Source organism: Enterococcus mundtii (assembly GCF_003957375.1).
Taxonomy (GTDB): Bacteria; Bacillota; Bacilli; order Lactobacillales; family Enterococcaceae; genus Enterococcus_B; species Enterococcus_B spodopteracolus.
Map to the genome: position 1 here is coordinate 571509 of NZ_CP025473.1, position 23378 is coordinate 594886.

The following is a 23378-nucleotide window of genomic DNA, read 5'->3' on the forward strand; positions in this document are numbered from 1 at the left end:
TTTAGAAAGGAGCTAACTATGTCTTTATTGAACAAGTTCACAGTCTCTTTCCTTGTTATTGTTTATGTAATGATTGGGTTTGTTGGTGTTTCTCAAGAAGTATTTGCCAATGGTGAACTAAATTTCAGTGTTCGCACAATTACACCTGAAAGTCAATTTGGAGAGGACAAAGGCTACTTTGACGTGGAATTGCAACCCGGAAAAACAGAAGAACTCACATTAGTGGTGAAAAATGTTAGAAATATTCCGATCGATCTCTCGATCACAGCTCATACAGCCTACACAAATATCAATGGTGTGGTTGAATATGGCGGAGAAGCTGACCAACCCGATCCTACATTAAAAGTAGAGATGAAAGATTTACTGGATGTCGAAGATGAAACCATTCGGCTAGAAGCCGGAGAGGAAAAACGAATCGTGACAACCCTCACCATGCCACAGGAAAAGGTGGAAGGGTTATTAGCTGGTGGCTTACAACTAAGCGAAGTGGTACAAGAAGAGAAAGAGGAATCTGAGGATAAAGGAATGCAGATCATCAATTCTTTTTCTTATGTGATTGGTATCGTAGCAAGCAATGATCGCACACAAACGATTGTTCCAGAATTGGCACTTTTAGATGTATTTGCGGATCAAATCAATTATAGAAATGCCTTTAGTGCAACAATCCAAAATTTCTTACCTACTTTTGTGAATGAACTAAGTGTGGATGCTTCAGTACGTAGAGAAGGATCTGATAAGATTTTATATCAAGCATCAGAAGAAATGATGCAAATGGCACCGAACTCCAATTTTAATTTTCCAATCTCGCTCAATGGCGAACGTTTTAGAAGCGGGACATATGTGTTGAATATGACGGCTCGCTCTGGCGAGCATGAATGGTCTTGGGAAGAAACTTTTGATGTGACTGCAGATGAAGCAAGGCGCTTGAACCAATCAGATGTGTCTGTTACTGATACGAACTGGTGGTTGATTGCAGCCATCGTGCTAATCGTGATCATTATTAGTCTACTCGCCTATACGACATACAAAAATAAGAAAAAAGCAAAACTGATGCAAGAAAAATACTTGGATACCCTTTCGGAGAATAAAACAGATGACTAGAGGAGGAGGACCAATGCATCGAAAAGTATGTAAAATGATGACGAAAATAAGTATTTCAATCTTTGCACTATATACTTTGGGTATACCTTTCCTCGCTGTTGCGGAGACAATCGATCAAGGGGGCCAATTTTTAAATACACCAAACAGTAATAGTCAATCAACAGAATCATCTGAAGTGAAGGATACCCAATCGTTGACGCCCTCCTTTTCTTTTGAGCAAGCAGTAATCAAAGGAACTGAACAGACGGTAACTTCCCTTTCTTTTATAAGCACAGAAGAAGTGGACAACGTAGCAATCAAATTTCCGTCAACTGCAAAGATCATTGAAGCGGAATTGACCTCAGGGATGAGTAGCAGTTATGATGAAACGACCGACCAGTGGCTTCTATCATCAGAAACTCCGAAAAAGGAATTTACTGTACCAGTGATGTTTTCAGAAGCAGGAATCTATTCAGTAACTGTAGGAGAAGTGGCAACTGTTAAAGTAGAAATCACGAAGGCTGAGCCGAATCATTCTTCAGGAGGAGAAAAGTCAGAAAACAACGAACCAAAGGAAAGAAATCGCTCGTTAGAGAAACAGAACGAAGAAAATGTCTTTCAAGGAGCAACGGTACCGGTTTCGACTCGTGCAGAATTTTTAAGTGCACTCGCCAATCCAGAGGTTTCTATCATCAATTTGGAACGTTCAATCGATATAGGTTCAGTTATCAGTCCAGAAAACTTGGACATTGATCGTTCACTAAAAATCAATGGGCAAATGAATACCTTGAATATTGGCACCGGACAAGTGCGTTTATTGACGACTACTGAGAGCAAAACATTAAGGATTGAAAATACTTTTCTTAATAAAACAGATACCAATCCCTTTGTTATCGGTCAATCGTCTGGTGAAAATTGGACCCTTCAAATGGAAGATGTTGCAAGAGACAGCTCATCGATCAATTATTTTAGAGTAGCTGATATCTCAAGCGCAGTGGTACGAATAACTGGCGGTGAGTTAACCATAGATAATAGGATTAATCTACCAAGCGCGCTGTTTACGATAAAAGAATTTATCGTAGAAAATCAAGCAGTCGTGAAGCTAGGGAATACTCAAAACTCTGCGTTAGTATTTACGAGTGCGAATGCTAAACTGACCGTCACAGACGGAGCAGAACTGGTTATTACGAACAGTGGAACAACTGCTTTGCAAAATTCCGTCTATTTTATGGGGAGCAATGCGTCAGTTTCTGTTAAAAATAACGGTAACTTACAAATCCAAGCGGATGGTGCAGCGTCTACTTCGACAGATGCTACAAGTAGGAATGCGCTCTCGATGACAGGGAATCAATCAAGCATTGAGCTGGAAAATGGAAGGTTAAATGCGACAACTACAGGTGGACAGGCAATTATCATGACAGGGGAAAACCCAACAATCGATATGGCATCAGGTAGTCAATGGCAAAGTCAATCGAATACAGCGCATGCCATCAACCTTACAGGTGCAAATAGCGCATTCAACATAGCTCAATCAACAGCGGTAATCCAATCGACTACAGGAAATAGTCTAGTCATGTCTGGAAACGATGCAACATTTGAAATAAGTGATGCAAGTAATGTAACGATCAACTCTAGTACAGGCAATCGGTTGACAATGACTGGTACAACGCCGACAATGACGGTCAATGACAGTGATTTGAAGATGACTGCGACAACCGGGGCAGGTATTCGATTGTTGAATCAAGAAGCAATGTTAACGGTTGATAATAGTGCTGTTGCTATTACAAATACAGGGAATCGAACTGAGGATATCAATCAACTTGGCACTACAACATTGGGTAAAAATTCTACGTTACGTGTCCAAAATGGTGCAACGCTAGACGTTCAAGGCGCGTTAGTATCTACCGCAGGTGCGAATAGTTTGATTGGACTTTATGGGGAAGAGGCAAAAGCGACTCTTTCAGAAAATGCTCAACTGAATCTGACAGTCAACAGTGGAACAGGAAATGGCATTTATTTACAAGGAAAGAAAGCGGGTATGACATTTGCAGATTCTAAGGCTGACATACAGACAGTGACAGGAAGAGCAGTGGAACTATCTGGGTCTGAGCCATCTATCCATTTAGATAGAAGTGACTTAACAACGAAAGCAACCAGTACCGGTGGAGCCATTCTTCTGTCGGGTGAAACTAGTTTATTTACCCTAGATAACCAAAGTAATATGAGTGTAGAAAATGGAGGCGGGGCAATTGCTAATGTCTCTCTTCAAGGAAATCAAGCAAAAATGGTTGTTGACAACCAATCACAACTATCTGTCGCAGTTCCAAGTACTAATTCTGCTGACACTGTCATAACGAATAATAGTATCTATTTAAAGGGAAATGCTCCTACCATGGAAATTACTCGAGGAGCTAGCGTGGATGTATTGGTTCGTTCGGGTACGAAGAGAGGGATTCGCTTAGACGGTGCGAATGCTCTTTTATCACTTAGTCAAGGTGGAAAGTTAACTGCGGAAACACAGGCAGCGACAGCGATACAATTGAATGGTGATTATGTCAAACTCTTAGCAGAGAATAAAGAAACAAGTATCAATGCAAAAAGTAACTATATCGCCACAACTGTAAATGGTGTATCGACCGTTAAGTTAGGGGAAGAAGAAACAGAAAAAATTGGTCGTGAACCAATTGTAGGAGCATCCGATTCAGCGAATATCACACTCTGGGCAAACTCGTCCTCGGCATTAGTCTTGCAAGGAATCAATGGCCAGTTCAATGTGAATAGCAAGGCGACATTAAAGTTAGATTCCGGTCCTTCTGGACAACTTGAAGCAAATAATGCGAATGCTACTTTAAGATTTTTACGCTCCGGTCCAAATAATACAGGAACGACGCACGGTGGCTATCAATTTAATATCAATGGTGGCGATATGACCGTGACCAAGCGAAAAGGTAACGCCGGTGGTGCGGCCCAAATGGCGCCGGCAATCCGAATGTGGGGCAGTAACAATCAAGTGACTGTAAGTAATGCGGGGCGATTGCTAGTAGTCAATGAAGGGACGGGTATTGCTCATAATGGGAATACCGGTGGTGGAAACCAGGGCATCCATTATACTGCTGGATCAAATAATGGTTTTTCCGTCAATGATCCTGGTTCAGAAGTAAGAATCTATGCGAATGATGGGCCCGCATTGGACATGAGTGATGCCACAGTTGCTGGTGGAAATACAGCCGGCGGAAATGGTGAGATCAGAGTGAGTAATTTAGGTTATTTTGAGGCCTCTGGCCGCACGGCAAGTGCAAATGCAGGTATTTTTCGTGGACGTTCGACTACTGTGAATTTTGATAATCCACTATTTATGGACTATCGAAATAATCGTGTAGGTGGCGGAAATATTTTTAGTAATATTGCAAGCTCCACTTTAACTGCTACTGCAAGTGATTTTGCTGTTTGGAAAGATGGTACAGACTTAGATGCCGATCCGTATCTTCACTCGAATAATATGAATTATACTTTTTCTGGCACGAACTTTTCTTCACTCACTTCCATGGAACCAGCAGAACGTTTCGATTTTGAAGCATTTGGTTCATCAGGATTAACTTCGTATTCTCGACTAAGCTCAAACAATGCACGTTGGGCAATCGTAAATGAATTGAGGGTACCTACGAATGCGGATAAAAAAATCCATGGCTTGATCCGTATGCCAGTTGGGCTCCACGACAGCCGCCCGGCGTGGCAAGACGAAGTAAAGGTAACTGTGGAAATCGAAAGAGCTGGGGAAGTGATCCAGACATATGAAACCTTGACACATGGTCACACAGAGGAAAAACCAGGTGTGAGTATTTATGATGAAGAGCCGCAAGGTGGCGTTTTTGAAATCGAACTTGACGAATATTTACATCCAGGTGATCTTGTACGCATAGCGGATATTGAGGTTTTAGCAGGTGAAATGGAAGACGATTTTGATAATGTATACGAGGTGGAAGATGTCACCGTATTTCCTATCATACCACCTTCACCTGCGACTTTTTCCAATCATTTAGTTCCGGCAAATGCACGGGTTATTTCAGGTCATTCCGACGATCCTGAGGTAGAGGTTACGGCGACTCATAATGGAGAAACAATCGATCCTACCCTCATTACCATAGATGATAAGGGAGATATCAGGATTGCTGTTGAGAAGTTAAATTTAGCAGTAGATGATATCATCCAAGTCTTCTTAAGAGATCGCCAAGGTTCTGCTAGTGAAGCTGGTGTCATCAATCCACCAGAGACGAATAATCACATAGGAAACATCAATCCGAAAGCCCCATTAGCATTTCGGGATGCAACGTTTGCTCCTGCTACCACATTGATTGTAGGTGACATGGTCGATGGAGAGCTGACAATCGATCAAGCATCTAATTGGGACTTTGGAACCCAACCACTTACGGCTAAAACAAAAACCTATCAAGCATTACCGAGTCAAGTGGGTGGTATGGATCAGGGAACCACTAGACCAAATTTTGTTCAGGTTACAGATGAACGTCCAGCATCAGAAATAAGTGGCTGGAGCTTATTCATCAAACAAGAAGAACAATTTGCTAATCAAAAAACAGGTGAATTAAAAGGCGCCCAACTTAGTTGGCGAAATGGACAAGCTATTTCAAGCACCGGAGAAGCCGGCAATGAAGATAATCTAGGCATCATTCGGACAAATGGAATCTTGATTCCTAATAATAGTATCCAATTGATTGATGCAAATATATTCATAGAGAAACAGACATGGTTTTATAATTTTGGAGATGATTCGACTAAAGAGAATAGTATCTTTCTGTACGTGCCAAATACAGCAAATGCAAAAGCAACGGATTATACGACACGTATCAATTATTCGTTCCATGCTACTCCCAAAAATCGCATAGAATAAACCAGTCAGTTATTGAATAAATGTGATTGAAAAATGAAGAAACTTAAAAAAGAATTCAATTGATCGGATATTAGGATCAATTGGATTCTTCTTTGATATAAGAGAGGATAAATACTGACTATAAATATAAATGCAATGAAAGGATAGCTGAACCGATTTTTTTATGTCCCCTCATCTATGGTTCTACACTACGCTGTGTTGCAGGCAAAGAATGAATAAATTTGGATCATTAGTGTTCAGTTCTAAATTTTTGCAATAATTGCGGATCAATTTTATTTAGTAATTTTTTCCAATCTGAGGCATCAGGCACTGTTTTTAATAGCAGACATTCCAGACCTAACGAAGAAAATGTCAAGTATTCATTGTAATTGGTGACTAAGAGATCAATCTCATGATTTTCAATATAAGAGGCGCAAAGTTCATTTGGACGAAGAAAGTAGATATTTTGAAAGCTCCCCAAATATTTTCGAACTAAGGTTTCAAGATGTTGGCTGATATACTCATTTCCTTCAAAAATAAATGCGATCTTCGTAGGATTTTTCCGATATTTTTCTTTGATTGACTCCGTGAATATCGTTAAACTAGCACAGATATCTTCCAGATGATCAGCAGAGAATAAATAATCGAAGGAGGGATTATTTTTTAAAAAAGTTCTATTTTTTTTATATTCATTGTTAAATAAGGTTTTAGCATATTCATTTGTATCTTGGATATTTCTATTTCCACTTTTAGACAGTAGACTGCGAAGTTTGATGGACGTAAAAAAAGATTCTAATAAGATAAGCTCTTGTACTTGTGTGTGAGTATTTCTCTTGATCGTTTGATAATATTCATTTGTAAGCGCTATTATTTGAGGCCATCGATTATACCTTTCACAAAAATATTTTTCCTGTTTTGGATTATCGATACCTCTACGACATAGAACAGAAATAAAAATAAAAATAGCTTCTTCTTGTGCTAGGTCAATATTAAAATAATCTTTCACAATTGAGTATGCGGGTGAAAGTCGATGGAACTCTGGATCATTGAGGACAATATCTTTTAATTCAGGATCGAGTTCTACCATACAACCACAAAATATCCGTTCAATGGAAAGGTATAATAAATAACTAAAATACCCAAATGAAGATATTTTTTGATTAGGATATTCCAATAAGTCAACAATTTTAAGCACTACTTCTTGTGTGGCAATTGATGGAAAAACTGTATGTGGTGTAATATCTGATTCGTAATAGAAAGAAAAATAGAAATTTCGTATATCGGTTTCTGAGCCAATCAAATTGACGGGATTTAGCTCAAGTGTGATGTTGAATTCTTTTACTTGTTCCGCAATTCTTTTAACATACGCAATCATCGTGCTTTCAGAGATATGAAAATAATCTGCCCAATCATAAATAGACTGGAGTTCGTTGAAAAAAATCTGTTCAAGAATAATAAAGAGTGGCTCATCTTCAAGAATCGCTCTTTTTTTTTCTAAGTAGTTTTCCGAAGAATGGATATTTAACGAATACCCCTGTTTCGAAGAGTGGATCTCTGCAACGTTATCAAAATATTCTCTTAAGTAATTGATGTCATTGACTAATGTTCGGGCAGTACTGTTTGTCATTCCAATCAATTGGGCTGTCGTACAGATTCTAGTAGACTCTAACTCCTTCAAAATCTGGAACCAACGTAATTTTACCTTATCTGTTATAAAATTTAATTGAAAATTTTTCAATAGAACTTTTACCTCCTATCTAAATCTTTCTAAGGAATAGAAAATGGAGCACAGGCATGTATTCATAGCGAAAGTTAAAAAATATATTTTTGCAATTTTCTAATTTCTTATTCATTAACAGTTGAGATAGAAATTCAAAAAGTTAGAATATCTTTAGATGTACATTTTAATAAAAGAAGAAAGGAAATTAACAGACTGTTTTCATCGTTATGATCATTTAGGTAGAAACATAGGCAAGTCTATGTTTCTTACACAGTTGAATATGTGAGTAATACCAATATCAAAGTCGGGGATGTTCATTGAGATAAAATTAAGGAATAGATATGTTACTTTAAGTGAAAAGTTTATTATTTTTGTTGATTTGATTTCGTATCAAAGGATAGCTGGTTTTATCTCTATGATCATTTTTTAGGTGGCTATAGATGTTTAAGCGATAAACGAGTTAGTCGTATCCTTCATTCTTGGATAGTCACCTTTTCATTTTTTGACAATCGCTTAAGGTAAAAAAATGGCTACTAGCTTGATAATTAATATTACCTAATAACTATATTAAAATAACTTAATGAGAACAATCTACAAATTTCAGAAAACTATGAAATTATTCAATTGAAGTATCATTTGAATACTATAAAATGGCATAAAGAAGATAAAATTAGAAGTACTGTTGGTCAGAATAATTTGTTTCACATCGGAAGGGAAGTGTCTTTAGAATAATTTAGCACAAAGAAATTTTAGATAGCAAGAGAACTTGATTTTGATATAGTAAGATGCTCTCTATGCTAAATGTCATTATGCAAGACACAAAAGCATAAAATCTGTTACTATCATTAATTAGTAAAAATAAAAATAATCTGTGAAGAAAAAAATATATTTTTGTGAGTATTATTTTATTAAGGAGAAAATGTAAGCGTGATTAAATTTAGTAGTTGTATGACAACTTACTCCTAAAAGAGGTGCTAATGCTAGTTTTTTAGTAATTAATGATTTAAAGGAGGAAGCGAATGGAAACGAAAAAAATTGAAACACCTGAAGAATACTTGGGCTATTATGATCAGAAAGTCATCAATCATTCTTTTATTAGTAAGAATCCAGAAATTTTTGAATTTTATCTTCATTTAAGGACAAAGTTCCTACTGACTTATCACCAAACAGATGCAATTTTTTTTCTGAAACTAGCTACATTATTAGATATAGATGCACAGCTACAAATCCTATTAGAATTGATTAAAAGTACCAATCAAAGTTTAGGTGAAGAATTAGGGATGGCAGAATCAGAAATCATTTCGATGATCGCCAAAGATAAAAAATGTTTTTACAGAGAATTAACCGGCCTTGACATGAACCACTCAGTACCTTGGCAGTTGATTTATCTTAGTGAATCTTGAGGGAGCTTGATTGCTCTCATTAAGGTAGAAAAAATTCAACGAACGAGTCGCAGGTAAAAAAACAAAGGTCGGGACAAGAGAAGTTATCTCTATCTCGACCTCATATACCTATAAAAATTAAGAGATTATTTCCGTGACTTGATCATATCATACACGTCATAAGCAACAAATCCTATTGCAAGCAAATAAAGGGCCCAAGTAAAGATCGAATTTGTGATGAATTGGTAGTATAAATTTAAACTACAAAGGGTGTATAACGCCAAGCGTAGGAATGTGAATGGTTTGGAATGATAATTAGTCAAAATAAAAGCCTCCTGAAAGATACATATCCTATTTAAAAAATAAAATACTAGTTAACTATAGTGTACGGTGAAAGCTGTTTCATTGTCAAATTCCTATAGGGATCAAAGCTAAATCGTTCATCAGGAGATACAAATAAAAGCAAGTTTATCTATGAAATAAATCACGTTGTTTTTTCTTTATTCTGTTATGATAAGGATAATGAAGCAAACAGATAGAATGGAGTTGAATGTATGGTAAAGAAAATTGCTTCTCCAGAGCTGCCCGAATTGCTTGAGGGAAACTTTTATTTAGAGGATGAAACAACCTTTTCAGGTATTTTATCTGAAGGGGAAGATCAGAGTTATCTTAGTTCTCGCAATATCGTATTGAAGAATAGCCATATCAAAAAATTAGCGATGCAAAAATCTCGTTTGGAGCGGTTTGAATGTAGCAATGTCGTTTTTGAGAAGTGTGATTTCTCAAATTTAGAATGGTTTGGCGCAAGCTTTCATCGTGTACATTTCAAGCAATGCAAATTGACCGGAACCAATTTTTCTGACAGCTTTTTAAGAGACTGTGTCTTTGAAGAATGTGTGGCAAACCTGTCTTCTTTTAGCTACACGAATATGAAGTTCGTCAGGTTTAGCGACAATCAATTGAAAAATACTGATTTTTTCGATAGTTATTGGAAAGATCTAGTAGTAGAAAACAATGACCTTTCAGGCTCTAATTGGGTCAATACGCCACTGAAAGATTTAGATTTTACAACAAATACATTTTCTCAAATCAATCTATCTATGGAATTACTTCGCGGACTGATCGTTAATCAAGAACAAGCAATCATTATTTCGGCGGGGATGGGATTGGTGATTGAGTAGATAAAACAGCACTAACAATGTTAAGAAGTTAGTAAATTTGATCGAATAAATTCTAAAATCAATCTAGAGAATAGTTGAATTGTTTCATGAGCACTAAATTTAGTTTATTGGTAGAAAGGAGAACTTACCTATAGATTTGACAGATAAACTCATCAATTTTGCTACTACTCTGAAAGATGTCCAAATGGATCATCCGTTTGGAAAATTTCCAGATTATATCGTGTTCCGACATCAATCGACAGGTAAATGGTTTGGTTTGATCGTATCTGTTGAAAAAGACAAATTAGGCATAGAAGGTGAAGGTCAATTCCCCCTCGTCAATGTCAAAGCAGATCCAGAAATCATCTCCATCCTGAAAAAGAGTAAAGGCTATTATCCTGCTTATCATATGAATAAAAACCATTGGATAAGTGTCGCTTTGAATGGCGCAGTCGCAGAAAAACAACTCTTTTATCTACTGAAAGAGAGTTATGATTTAACGAATGAGTATTAAAAATAATAGTGGAAGATTTCACTTTCATCAAAACAATCCAACGATCACTTGGATTGTTTTTTTTGTGTGTGGAATTTAAGCGTTATCTTTTTGTTCAAAAAAATTTACCAAAAAAATTACACAAAAAACAGATTAGCTTTAGAAAGAGAATAGGTTTGTTATGTATGATAGTAAATATAACAAGAGAAACATAACTAAAACAAATGGAAGAGGATGGTTTTTTATGATGAAAGAAGGAACAAAGTATAAAGGTTATCTGGTATTAGTATGTTCTATCGGTCTTTTATCAGCATGCAGTTCAGAGACCAAAGATACAAGTGAATCAGAGATGCCAAAGGTGAAAAGTGAACGAAAAGTGACTATTGATGGAAAGGAAGGAACGGAACTAGTTATGGATGATGGAACGGTCGTTCAAATGTTTGATGAAGAAGTGTCGGAAAAAGAAGAGGAATGAGCTTTGGATAGAATTATATAAGCGCTTTTCTAATGACTGATCTGAATGAAGGAGTAGGTACATGAAGCCTAAAAAAATAAAAAAATTCAACCGAAAATGGTATTTTTTAGTAGCAGTCATCACTGTTTTACTAGTAGTTGGTGCAATCAGTATAGTTGTTTCTAGTGGGAAAACAAAAGAAGAAAATATAGGAACAAATATTGAAGCCCGGTCTGTTAAATCCCTCATTGATGAGGTGAAAGCGGCGAATTTGATTTTAGCAGGAAAAGTCATGCCAAATAATAGCAACAAAATCAAAATTGATCCAGAACGAGGAACAGTAAAAGATATTCTGGTAAATGAAGGCGATGTCGTAGAAAAAGGGCAACCTTTGTTTACATACCAAACAGATCAACAGAGAAAAGTTGTGGAAGCTGAAATGGACGTAGAAATCAAAGTGAGAGCAGTAGAACAAGCACGAGTGACTGCAAATCAAAAATGGACAGCACATAACCAAAAAGTAGCAGAGCTTGGCAAAACAAAACAGGATTATGCGAAAGAAAAATCCGAAGAGTTACAAAGTACGATCAAAGCATTAGAAGGAGAAATTACCGGTCTCCATGCCGACGCTATTGCTGGCGACAATGAAGTGAAGAATGCCGAAACAGAGTTAAGAAGGGCACAGTTACTTCATCAAAACGAAAAAGAACGACTGAATGAAGACACAGTGACAGCTGATCACTCAGGAAGAATCAAATCATTGAATCGTGACTTAGTCAATCAATCAAAAGAACGTCAAAAAGAAGAAAACTTTATGGAGATCCTTGATGATTCGAACTTGTACGTGGATGGTCAAGTCACCGAATTTGATCGTGAAAAAGTCGCTGTCGATCAGCGAGTAGAGATCAAGGATCGTAAAGACCAAGAGAACACTTGGCAAGGAACCATTGTGCAGGTGGCAAATTTAACAAGTGATGCAAAACAAGGCGATCAAAAAGAAGAGAACCCTAATTTATCTAAGTTTCCTTACAAAGTTAAGATTGATCCAAAAGAAGAAATGCCACTGATTGGTTCCAATGTGTATGTCAATGTTTTACCTCAAGGTTTTGTGCCAGGAAAAGTGATCATCAATCAAAGATACCTCATGGAAAAAGATGAAAAATATTATGTATGGAAAGTCGAAAATAATCGGATCAAAGAGCATGAAGTCAAGGTGAATCTGATGGATGATGAACTTGCAGAGATAGTTGAAGGATTGACTGTTGAAGATCAACTTGCTTTGCCTCAAACAGGAATGGTCGAGGGAATGGAGGTTGGTGCAAGTGTTGACGCTTAACAACATTCAGAAGTCATATTGGCAAGGCGGGAAAGAACTAAAAGTCCTTAAAGATATCTCTTTGCAAATCAATGAAGGAGAACTGGTCGCAATCATGGGGCCATCGGGGTCAGGAAAGTCGACGTTGATGAATATCATTGGTTGTCTGGATACAGCTACATCAGGGGATTATATCGTTGAAGGAACGGATGTCAAAACGTTAGCGGACAATTCATTAGCTGATTTCCGTAATGCAAAAATCGGCTTTGTTTTCCAGAATTTCAATCTCATGCCAAAATTAACCGTTTCGCAAAATGTGGAAATGCCATTAACGTATAAAAAAGTCAATAAAAAAGAGCGGCGTAAGCGTGCCTTGGCTATGTTGCAACTTGTAGGGTTAGAGGATCGAAGTGACTTCAAACCGATGGAATTATCAGGAGGACAAAAGCAACGTGTCGCAATTGCGAGAGCTTTAGTGACTAATCCTAGTTTTGTTTTGGGTGATGAGCCAACAGGAGCCCTTGATACAAAAACTAGTAGTCAAATCATGGATCTCTTTAAGGAATTCCATCAAGCAGGGAAAACGATTATTCTAATTACCCATGAGCCAGAAATCGCAGCGTTATGTCAGCGCACGATCACTTTACGAGATGGTCAAATAATCAGTGATGAACAAAATGAAGTGAGGTGATCAAGAATGGAAGAAATCAGATTTGCCTTACAATCGATTTTTGCTCATAAGATGCGTTCAGTATTGACTATGTTAGGTGTCATCATTGGGATTGCTGCAATTATTTCGATTTTCAGCATCATCGGTGGAAACACCGAAAAAATGAAACGAGAAATGATTGGTGGTAACAATAATACGATGAACATCCAATACGATAAAAAAAGTTCATTCCAAAGTGGAAACCTATTAGGGGGAGGCCTATCAGAAAAGGAAGAAAAAAAACCGTTATACCTTCCGTTTTTACGTGAAGATATATTAAATAAAATTAATGAGATACCAGAGGTCTTAGCAAGTGGCTTGTTATATCAAAAAGATGGGAAAATCTATAGGAAAGCAAAAGGGGCTGACGCCAAAGTTTCTGCTGTCACTTCTTCTGTTGAGGATTTGGAGCAATTAAACTTCATCAAAGGGGAAGGTTTTGCTTCTCAAGCCTTCAAGGAGCAACAACAAGCCATTTTTCTGCAAGATTCCTTGTATGACGAATTATTTCCCAATGAAGAAGGGATCGGACAGTTTGTCGAAGTGAATGGCGTGCCATTCAAAGTTCAAGGTGTATTTCAGTTAGATCCCAATAGTAGTAATCTATTTAGCTTTGAGAAAAGAGCTTATGTTCCTTTACAGCAAGCACATAAACTATCTGATGAGTTAGATATTGTGCCACTTGTCACGATCCAAACAAATAATACCGATCAATTACAAGGCGCTGCAGAAAAAGCAGCAGAGATTCTTAATCAACAGATCCCACCATCCGATTATGAATATGGGGTAATGAATCTGAAAGACTTTGCCAGAGAATTGGAACGAATGAACCAGTCAAGTTTTATTCTCTTGTCCGGTATAGCAAGTATCTCGTTATTAGTAGGGGGGATCGGTGTGATGAATATCATGTTAGTCTCTGTCACGGAAAGAACGAAAGAAATCGGGATAAAGAAAGCACTCGGCGCAAGAAGAAAAATTATTTTAAAACAATTTTTAGTAGAAGCGGTAGTCTTGACATTGATTGGTGGGATACTGGGGATACTTATAGGCTTACTAAGTGGCTATGTTATCACACAGTCGCTTGATTATCCTTATATTGTGTCTGTACTGTCTATTATCGTTAGCTTAGTTTTTTGTTCCCTAATGGGTGTGATATTTGGCTTATTACCAGCGATGAAAGCATCCAAATTAAACCCTATTGAGGCATTACGCTTTGAATAAGGAGAGAGTGATATGGAAAGAATTTTAGTGGTTGAAGATGAATATATGATCAATCAAATCGTGACGGAATTTTTAAAAGAGCGTAAATATGAAGTTTATTCAGTAAGGAGTGGCGAACAAGCATTGGAAGTTTTTGCTGAGCAAACATTTGATTTGATCCTATTGGACATTATGTTGCCTGGAATAAGGGGGACAGATGTTTTAAAGAAAATTCGGGAAACGTCGGATGTACCGATCATCATGTTGACTGCTTTGGATGATGAATATACGCAGTTGCTCAGTTTTTCCCATTTGATCAGTGACTATGTCGTCAAACCTTTTTCCCCACTTATTTTGATCAAACGGATTGAAAATGTGTTTCGGCTGAATCAAGGAAATCCCCACATCACTATCGGGGAGTACGCCATTGATTTAGATGGTGGTCTTGTCAAACATCAAGAGGAAGGAATCCATTTAACAAGAAAAGAGTATGATATTTTAGTGATTCTAATAAGAAACAAAGGGAAAATCATCACGCGAGAACAATTAGTGTATCAAGTTTGGTCGTATGAATATCATTTGGAAAATCGAATATTAGATAACCATATAAAAAATATCCGAAAAAAAATGCCACTTTTATCAATAAAAACAATCAAAAATAGAGGCTACCAGCTTGAGGACACCCCATGAGCATCATGCTGAAAAATTTTCTCTTTTCTGGGATCATCATTTTTCTAGTTTCGATTCTTTCGTTGATTGTCTTATATTTTACGATGCCTATCTACTATGAACGAATGAAGCTGAACGAAATAAATAAGGAATTCAATCAAGTGGCAAAGAGTATAGAAAACAAAGATTTAGCTACCATGCAAAAGGTGGTTGATCAATACTGGCTTGAAAGTGGAAGAGAACAAAATCTTGATGTCATATTGCTTAATAACAATGGTCTAGTCATGGGTCCCTTCTTTGATGAGAATCTTGATTATTTAGAAATAAGCATTTTTTCTGATGAAATGAGCCTTTTTCAAGAAATTACTGACAAAGAAGGTCACACTTATTATTTATTAGGTAATTATTCGATGCAACCAGTCGCAGAAGCAAGTCAAGTGTTACTTCATTTATATCCATTTATCATCATCGTCTCACTAATCATTGGGGGATCGGCGCTTACTATTATAGTATTTATTCGACAAAAAAATCAAAGAGATATCCAAAGTAACAGAAAAAATGATCGAATTAGATGCGGATATTCGTTGTGATGTCAAAGGTACGGATGAAATCTCACTTTTAGCGCAAGATATCAACCATCTCTATGTTTCTTTGATCCAAACAATTGACGTGTTAGAGCTTGAAGTAGCTAAAACGAAAGAATTGGAACAAGCAAAGTCAGAGTTTATGCAAATCGCTTCTCATGAATTGAAAACACCTGTTGCTTCATTGATGGGGTTGATTGATGGCATGATCTATAATGTTGGAAAATTTAAAGACAGAGAGCGATATTTAGAAGTTTGTAAAAATATTTTGCAAGAACAAACAGAAATGATCAATAATATCCTCTTTGCCTCAAGAAACAATTTGCCTTCAGATAATGTGGTCTATGAAGAAGTCTCAATCAAAGAAATGATCGAACATAAATTAACTTCTTTCCGAATATTGGCTGAAGCAGAACAGAAAAAACTAGTCGTCCATCTAAAAGGAGAGAAAATCATCGGTAATAAAAATGATATTGATAAAATTTTAGATAATCTACTAAGTAATGCCTTCAAATATACGAAGCATGAGGGAGAAATCAGTCTGTTTTTTGATGGTAAACAATTAGTGATTGAAAATGAAGTGAATCAGATACTTACGGAGGAGGAATTAAGTAAGATTTTCCAACCTTTTTATCGACCGGATTTTAGCAGAAGTCGAGATACTGGAGGTTCTGGTTTAGGATTGTTTATCGTACAACAACTTTTTGAAAAATATGGCTGGGAGTATTCATTCAAGTCAACTGCTAATTCCAGGATGTGCTTTTCTGTCATTTTTAGTGGAAGACGCCTAAATTGATCGATGGTATCGTTAAAGGCTAAATGGTCAATTATCATAAAATTAATTTGATATTTTTGTGGTGGTAGCGAAGCTAATAGCCAAATTGCACAACTGCTATTTGCCAGGGACTTTGATTTTTTATTTTTACACACTCAACTGGAATGTACAAAACCACACCATACCATACCACTAAATAGTAAGAACAAAATGATCAAAAAACTCACAACGTACTAGAAACTCTTGTAGAAAATTTAGTCCCTGGTAAGTAGCAGTTGTGCAATCAGGTTGTGATAGATTAAAGAAGTCAGGACTACGTTCGCGCAGTCCTGACTTCTTTTTGGATAGTTTCTTATACTATTCCTTGATTTTTCTTTCACGTACAAAATAGTAAACCGTCATATAGACCAAGAAAACGAAACCGATCATCAAAGAGATCCTTGTTTCAGGATTGATGAACATAAAGACCAATACGACTGCCAAAAAGGCTAATGACAGATAATTAGTATAAGGAGAAAAAGGCATTTTGAACGGATGTGACGTCATTTCTTGATGATGTGTCTTTCTAAATTTGATTTGACTGATCAAAATCACGATCCAAGGAATCATTCCGGGTAAGATACTGGAACTATAGACAAAAACAAATAAATCCTGTGTTTGGGAGTAGACTAATGGCAATAGATAGTTCAAAAGCAAGCCAATCAGAATACCAAACGAGATGGCTACCACTGGATAAAAGGGAACCCCATGACGTGTAAGTTTCAAAAACTTTTTAGACATTTTGCCGTTGATTGCCAATGTGTAAACCATACGACTGGCGCTGAAAATACCGGAATTACAACCAGATAAAGCAGCAGTGATGACAACAAAATTGATCAAACCAGCTGCAAACGTGATCCCGATTTTGGAAAAAGTTTGAACAAACGGTGATCCTAGTTCGCTTAATTGATTCCAAGGATAGATGCTGACAATGATGAAGATCGCCCCAATATAAAAAATCAAGATCCGCCCGATTGTTGATTGGACAGCGTCTACAATCGTTTTTTGTGGATCTTTCGCTTCACCTGCAGTCATCCCGATCAACTCGATTCCTTGGTAAGAGGCAACAACGATTGATAGGGCAAAAAAGAAACCTTTCACGCCACCTGTAAAGAAACCACCATTTTTCCATAAGTTTGAAATCCCGATTGCTTCTCCATGGTTACCAAATCCGAATAAAATGATGCCTAAACCGGCGATGATCATCAAAATAATTGTCACTACTTTAATAGTGGAAAACCAAAATTCTAATTCACCGAATGCTTTGACAGAAAAAAGGTTGGCGAACATCAAGAAAAGGATCACAACGATTCCTGGAATGATCTGGGGCAAGTCTGGCCACCAATAGTTCATATATTCCCCTACAGCAATTACTTCACTGATACCGACCACGATAAACTGAAAAATATTGCTCCAAGCCGTCAAATAACCTGCAACGGGATGGATGTATTCACTTGCATAGTTAGCGAAAGAACCGGTAGAAGGATCTAAATACAACATCTCGCCCAAGGCACGCATGATCAGGTACAAAAAGAAGCCTGCTACAGCATAAGCAACCATTACAGAAGGTCCTGTCCAACGGATAGTGGATGAAGCACCCATGAACAGACCGACACCGATCGTTCCGCCTAGCGCAATCATTTGAATGTGACGTGCACTGAGACTACGAGTTAATTTTTCTTCTTCCATACAAAAACTCCTTTTTTAAGTTGAGTGATAAAGTAAAAAATAAGTTTATTCTATAACTAGCAAACAAAATAACGCCCATTACTTTATAGCTCTTGATTGTGATTTTACAGAAAATTTTCGAAATTTGCGAGAAAAATCTAAAAAATCAAAAAAATTAGGTATAACACTTGTAAATGATTTTGATATTAGTTAAACTAAGTTTGAATAAAAAGTTAGGTACACCGAAAAGGAGTGGTAAGAGGTGTCTAAAAATGAAATATCCGTTAAAGATTTGACGGTTGCGTATCAAGGAAAGACAGTATTAAATCATGTATCAACAGTTATCCAAGCACAAAAATTTACAGGGATCATTGGACCGAATGGCGCTGGGAAATCTACTTTTATGAAAGCTTTATTAGAATTAGTTCCTAAAATTTCCGGTGAAATCACTTTCGATGGTCGCTCCATAAAAACGATTCGCAAAAAAATTGCCTATGTCGAACAGCGTAGTGAGCTGGATCTTTCTTTTCCGATCGATGTATTAGGAGTAGTTTTGTTAGGAACCTATCCATCCTTGCGCTTGGGGCAACGTCCTGGGAAAAAAGAAAAGGAACGAGCAAAGCAAGCCTTAGCGAAAGTGGACATGATAGATTATGAAAATCGACAAATCAGTGAATTATCTGGCGGACAATTACAGCGGATATTTATTGCCAGAGCCTTGGCTCAAGGCGCAGAATGGATTTTTTTAGATGAACCATTTGTTGGGATCGATGCGGTCAGTGAAAGAAAAATCTTTGCTATTTTGGATGAACTGAAAAATGAAGGGAAAACTATTGTGATCGTCCATCATGATCTGCACAAAGTCGAAGCCTATTTTGATGAAGTAATTTTATTGAATAAAGAATTGATTGCAGCTGGATCAGTTGACGAAGTATTTACTTCAGAAAATCTACAGTTGGCTTATGGGGAGATCATTGGGCAATTAGTTAAAGGGGTAATGGAAAAATGATTCAATCGTTTATTGAGGGGTTAATGGATTATCAATTTCTACAATATGCATTGATTACATCTATGTTAGTTGGATTGGCTTCAGGGGTGATTGGCTCTTTTATTATTTTGAGAGGGATGTCTTTGATGGGGGATGCGATTTCTCACGCGGTACTTCCTGGTGTCGCGATTTCGTATATGTTTGGTTTTAGTTACATTCTAGGAGCTACTGCATTTGGGATGTTGACAGCTGGAATAATCGGATTTGTCACACAGCGTAGCCGTTTGAAAAATGATACAGCTATTGGGATCGTTTTTAGTTCGTTCTTTGCATTAGGCGTCATCTTGATTTCTTTTGCTCAAAGTGCAACCAATCTGTACCATATCTTATTTGGGAATGTTTTAGCAGTTAGGGAAAGTGATATGTTGATGACTGCCATAGTGAGTGGGATCGTATTATTGTTTGTATTTATTTTTTATAAAGAACTGAAAATCACTTCTTTTGATCCGATGATGGCAAAAGCTTATGGGTTGAATACGACACTTGTTCACTATTTGTTGATGTTCTTCTTAACACTGGTTGCCGTCGTGAGTTTACAGACAGTAGGAACGATTTTGGTCATCTCGATGTTGATCACACCAGCAGCAACTGCATACCTATTGACCGATCGATTGGCAAAAATGATTTTTATTTCGGCAACAGTCGGCGTATTAAGTGCGATCATCGGTGTGTTTTATAGTTATAGTTATAATTGGCCATCTGGGGCGACCATCGTGTTGACCAGTGCAGTATTCTTTACGTTGGCCTTTTTATTTTCACCGACTAAAGGGATTATTTTTTCAAGAAACAGAACGAAAAAAAATGCCGAGTCGTAAAAAATCTAACGAATAGAAATGGAGTATGTACATGAAAAATAAACTGAATATCTTATGGTTAATGGGAGCTGTCTTATTTATTTTTGCAGGTTGTGGCAGTTCCGCAGCAGAAGAGAAAGAAGAAAACCTGACAGTCGTAGCAACAAATTCGATTATCGCCGACATGGCAAAAGAAGTTGGAAAAGAACATGTCGATGTTCATAGTATCGTCCCTGTTGGAACTGACCCACATGAATACGAGGTATTGCCAGAAGATATCAAAAAAGCAAGTGATGCTGATGTCATCTTGTACAATGGGCTAAACTTGGAAACAGGAGATGCTTGGTTTGAAAACTTGATGGATACGGCAAATAAAAAAGAAGATGAAGACTATTTTGCAGTAAGTAAAAAAGTTGAACCACTTTATTTGACTGGTGGAGAATCAGAGACAGAAGCAGATCCGCATGCGTGGTTGGATCTTTCAAACGGAATCAAATATGTACAAGAAATCACACGCATCTTTGCTGAAAAAGACCCAGACCATGCTACGCAATATGAAGAAAATGCAGATGCATATATCGGAAAATTGAAAGAATTAGATAAACAAGCGAAAGAGAGTTTTGGATCGATTCCAGACAATAAAAAACTATTAGTAACAAGTGAAGGGGCTTTTAGATACTTCTCACAAGCATACGATTTACCAGCAGGGTATATTTGGGAAATCAACACAGAAAGCCAAGGTACACCTGAACAAATGCAATCGATCATTAGCCAAGTTCGTGCTTCGGATGTTCCAGTTTTATTTGTGGAAACAAGTGTTGATCCGAGAAGTATGGAACGTGTCGCAAGTGAAACAGGTCTTGAAATCTATGATGAGCTATTCACTGATTCTATTGCAAAAGAAGGAGAAACTGGTGATTCTTATTATGGAATGATGAAATGGAACATCGAAACGATCCACGATGGTCTATCTCAAGAAAAGAAATAATCACTAATCGATCGAGCTAACAATCTAATAAAAGAGGCAAAAGTGTGTAGCCTCGATAAATAAGGCGTCATCCACGAAAATTGTTCTTTAAATTTTTGTGGATAGCGCTTTTTTTTTGAAGAGATTCCTTCCGTTTGCTCCGTTTTTGGAGACGTGAGGACTAATGCCTCCGTACTTTATACAAATAAAAATTCGTTCGTTTATTGTTTTAAAGATACCAATTTTAGTGAAATTCCGTTATAGTTAAAAGAAAGGAAAGGAAGGTGAAGCTATGAATTTTACTAGCAAAGACAAACAATTGATTGCAAAAGAAATAACAAAAAAAATCAACCAACTAGAAAATAAAGAGAAAGATCAAGATCTCTTATTTCTTGAAGCAGAAATGGCGAAAGCGTTCATAGCAAGCCCAGAAGAATTGGAAACAGAGGAATACCCTGGGAAATGGTTATTTGATGATTTTCAGCCATTAGATGAAGAAACAGGCATTGGCTACTTTGTCTTTCTTTCATCCGTCGGTTTTACTCCTGGCGTATTAGTCAAACAAGAGAATGAACTAAAGGTTCAAGCATGGCCTGCATTGTTTTCTTTGATAGGGACAGAGGGTGTGATTCCAAAAATCCAATCCGCATTTTTTAAGAGTGCATTTATCGCAAATAGCAAACTTATGAATACGTATTATAATCGTTTAGTAGAAATTGCTCGTCCAGGAGAAATTCCACAAACGTTCACTTATGGGCAACAAAAAAATCTATACGAAGATGTTGTTTATTCACGGGATCTATCTGGGTTCTCACCAAGAGAACAACTCCGTTTACATGAACTACTTCACACAAAACCTGTTTCGCTGAACTTTTTCAATGCATTAGACCAACGTCGAAAATGGGTATCTGTGAATTTCTGGGAAGTTTTTGCGGCTAGACATCGTTGGATGGAAGAAAGAAAAATCCCAGATCAGCAGATCCAATTCGTTCAATTGAAAAAAGAACGATTATATTACGGATTATATAGTCGTGTCTGATCGAGGGTGGTAATGATGGTACTAACATTAAAGGAAGAAATCATTCAAGAAAGTAAGCGAATCGGGATTGATAAAATCGGGTTTACTACAGCAGAGCCATTTGATCATTTGAAAGAATCGTTGGTAGAACAAAAAGCTGCTGGACATACTTCTGGATTTGAACACCCTAATATCGATGAACGTTTATATCCGGAGATGACGTTTGATCGACCAAAATCAATCATTGCAATTGCTTTAGCGTATCCTACAAAGATCCATGAAAAGATGCCTAGAGATGAAAAGCGTGGACAGTTTGCTCGTGCTTCTTGGGGCATCGACTATCATGATGTCTTACGGGATCGTCTGCAACAATTGATTTCATTTATTGAGTCACGAGCGACACATTGGCAAAAGGAAGAAGAATGGCGCTTGGCGCCGCAAGTCGATACAGGTGAGTTGATCGACGTAGCTGTGGCGCAACGTGCTGGTTTAGGGTTTATCGGTCGAAACGGATTATTGATCACAGAGGAATTTGGCTCGTTTGTCTATTTAGGTGAGATCGTGACCAATATCGACCTAGAACCAGATGCTCCTGGTGTCTTTGGGTGTGGCGAATGTACGCGTTGTGTGACGGCTTGCCCAACGGATGCGCTTTTAGGTGATGGTCGAATGAACGCTAAACGCTGTTTGTCTTATCAAACGCAGACGAAAGGCATGATGCCAGAGGAGTATCGAAAAAAGATGAGCAACGTCATTTATGGTTGTGATATCTGTCAGTTGGTATGTCCTTATAATAGAGGGAAAGATTTTCACTTTCATCCAGAAATGGAGCCAAAAGTAGACGAAGTCTATCCGAAACTCACCCCCATGTTAACGATCTCTAATAAAGAATTTAAACAGCAATACGGTCATTTGGCTGGTTCATGGCGTGGCAGGAAACCTCTTCAACGAAATGCGCTGATTGCCTTAGCCAATTTAGGAGAACGTGCTGCTTTGCCTCATATTGAAGAGTGTCTAAGTGATGTCCGTCCAGTGATTCGCGGGACAGCAGCGTGGGCAATCGGTAAGTTAGGAATCAAAGATCCTAAAAAATGGCAAGAGGTATTAAGTTGCGCACTAGAAAAAGAAACAGAAGAAGAAGCAATCCATGAAATGAACCAAGCAATCCAATTGTTACAAAAGAAAAAAAGTTCTAAAAAATGAATTTTTTACTCAAACACGTCATTTTTCCCAGTAATTGTTGTAACAATTACTGGTTTTTTTGTGTTTATTATATTAATTATTGGAAAAACGAAAAGAATTTCGCAGATAAATACCATAAATTGAAAAAAAATTATTCTGAATATTACAGAACATAAGTTTTTCAAAAGTATCTGCGGAAGAGTTAGAAAACGATTTCGACGTTGATTTATAAAGAT

At 37.3% G+C, this 23378-nt stretch carries 19 protein-coding genes; 17 read left to right on the top strand and 2 right to left on the bottom strand.

The features are described 5' to 3' along the window. Window positions 1–18: 18 nt before the first annotated feature. Together CYK55_RS03010 and CYK55_RS03015 are read left to right on the top strand one after the other, a co-directional pair. Window positions 19–1101 carry a DUF916 and DUF3324 domain-containing protein gene (locus tag CYK55_RS03010; protein ID WP_126133923.1) on the top strand — a complete coding sequence of 361 codons (1083 nt, stop codon included), beginning with the start codon at window positions 19–21 and terminating at the stop codon, window positions 1099–1101. A gap of 13 nt (window positions 1102–1114) precedes the next feature. Beyond that, entirely contained in the window at window positions 1115–5986 is a 4872-nt protein-coding gene (locus CYK55_RS03015) for a WxL domain-containing protein (protein WP_034690225.1), read from the top strand. Between the two features lie 229 nt (window positions 5987–6215). Here CYK55_RS03015 and CYK55_RS03020 read toward each other — a convergent pair whose 3' ends face one another. Then, entirely contained in the window at window positions 6216–7703 is a 1488-nt protein-coding gene (locus CYK55_RS03020; protein ID WP_034690224.1) for a helix-turn-helix domain-containing protein, read from the bottom strand. 1001 nt (window positions 7704–8704) lie between these two features. Between CYK55_RS03020 and CYK55_RS03025 the strand changes: the two genes are divergently transcribed. The 10 genes from CYK55_RS03025 to CYK55_RS03070 all read left to right on the top strand — a co-directional run bounded on the left by CYK55_RS03025 (window position 8705) and on the right by CYK55_RS03070 (window position 16447). Beyond that, window positions 8705–9088 carry a DUF7006 family protein gene (locus CYK55_RS03025; protein WP_034690223.1) on the top strand — a complete coding sequence of 128 codons (384 nt, stop codon included), beginning with the start codon at window positions 8705–8707 and terminating at the stop codon, window positions 9086–9088. A gap of 533 nt (window positions 9089–9621) precedes the next feature. After that, window positions 9622–10248: a pentapeptide repeat-containing protein gene (locus CYK55_RS03030; RefSeq protein WP_126133924.1), complete on the top strand. Its 627-nt coding sequence runs from the start codon at window positions 9622–9624 to the stop codon at window positions 10246–10248. Between the two features lie 136 nt (window positions 10249–10384). Next, window positions 10385–10741, top strand: a complete 357-nt coding sequence (locus CYK55_RS03035) for an MmcQ/YjbR family DNA-binding protein (protein WP_235186390.1) — start codon at window positions 10385–10387, stop codon at window positions 10739–10741. A 223-nt stretch (window positions 10742–10964) separates the two neighbouring features. After that, entirely contained in the window at window positions 10965–11195 is a 231-nt protein-coding gene (locus tag CYK55_RS03040; protein WP_126133925.1) for a hypothetical protein, read from the top strand. A gap of 61 nt (window positions 11196–11256) precedes the next feature. Then, entirely contained in the window at window positions 11257–12510 is a 1254-nt protein-coding gene (locus tag CYK55_RS03045) for an efflux RND transporter periplasmic adaptor subunit (protein WP_126133926.1), read from the top strand. Beyond that, entirely contained in the window at window positions 12497–13180 is a 684-nt protein-coding gene (locus CYK55_RS03050; protein WP_034690876.1) for an ABC transporter ATP-binding protein, read from the top strand. Before CYK55_RS03045 ends, CYK55_RS03050 begins: the two co-directional genes overlap by 14 nt. Window positions 13181–13186: 6 nt before the next feature. After that, entirely contained in the window at window positions 13187–14419 is a 1233-nt protein-coding gene (locus CYK55_RS03055) for an ABC transporter permease (RefSeq protein ID WP_126133927.1), read from the top strand. A 12-nt stretch (window positions 14420–14431) separates the two neighbouring features. Next, a complete protein-coding gene (locus CYK55_RS03060) occupies window positions 14432–15088 on the top strand; it encodes a response regulator transcription factor (protein ID WP_126133928.1) in 657 nt (218 codons plus the stop codon). Further along, a complete protein-coding gene (locus tag CYK55_RS03065; protein ID WP_126133929.1) occupies window positions 15085–15657 on the top strand; it encodes a hypothetical protein in 573 nt (190 codons plus the stop codon). Before CYK55_RS03060 ends, CYK55_RS03065 begins: the two co-directional genes overlap by 4 nt. Beyond that, window positions 15626–16447: a sensor histidine kinase gene (locus CYK55_RS03070; protein WP_126133930.1), complete on the top strand. Its 822-nt coding sequence runs from the start codon at window positions 15626–15628 to the stop codon at window positions 16445–16447. Before CYK55_RS03065 ends, CYK55_RS03070 begins: the two co-directional genes overlap by 32 nt. A gap of 336 nt (window positions 16448–16783) precedes the next feature. On the opposite strand, the gene CYK55_RS03075 is transcribed toward CYK55_RS03070, so the two are convergent. Beyond that, a complete protein-coding gene (locus CYK55_RS03075; protein ID WP_034688983.1) occupies window positions 16784–18154 on the bottom strand; it encodes an amino acid permease in 1371 nt (456 codons plus the stop codon). A 241-nt stretch (window positions 18155–18395) separates the two neighbouring features. On the opposite strand from CYK55_RS03075, the gene CYK55_RS03080 reads away from it, so the two are divergent. From CYK55_RS03080 to queG, 5 genes are all read left to right on the top strand, one after another. Next, window positions 18396–19142 carry a metal ABC transporter ATP-binding protein gene (locus CYK55_RS03080; RefSeq protein WP_034688981.1) on the top strand — a complete coding sequence of 249 codons (747 nt, stop codon included), beginning with the start codon at window positions 18396–18398 and terminating at the stop codon, window positions 19140–19142. Then, the gene (locus tag CYK55_RS03085; protein ID WP_126133931.1) at window positions 19139–19996 is read left to right on the top strand and encodes a metal ABC transporter permease; all 858 of its coding nucleotides are present in this window, start codon (window positions 19139–19141) and stop codon (window positions 19994–19996) included. The genes CYK55_RS03080 and CYK55_RS03085 overlap by 4 nt, the downstream gene beginning before the upstream one ends. Window positions 19997–20027: 31 nt before the next feature. Next, the gene (locus tag CYK55_RS03090) at window positions 20028–20963 is read left to right on the top strand and encodes a metal ABC transporter substrate-binding protein (RefSeq protein WP_126133932.1); all 936 of its coding nucleotides are present in this window, start codon (window positions 20028–20030) and stop codon (window positions 20961–20963) included. A gap of 271 nt (window positions 20964–21234) precedes the next feature. Further along, entirely contained in the window at window positions 21235–21981 is a 747-nt protein-coding gene (locus CYK55_RS03095) for a hypothetical protein (protein WP_034688974.1), read from the top strand. Window positions 21982–21996: 15 nt separating this feature from the next. Beyond that, window positions 21997–23163, top strand: coding sequence for a tRNA epoxyqueuosine(34) reductase QueG (gene queG, locus CYK55_RS03100; RefSeq protein WP_034688971.1), 1167 nt, complete (start codon window positions 21997–21999; stop codon window positions 23161–23163). Window positions 23164–23378 lie beyond the last annotated feature (215 nt).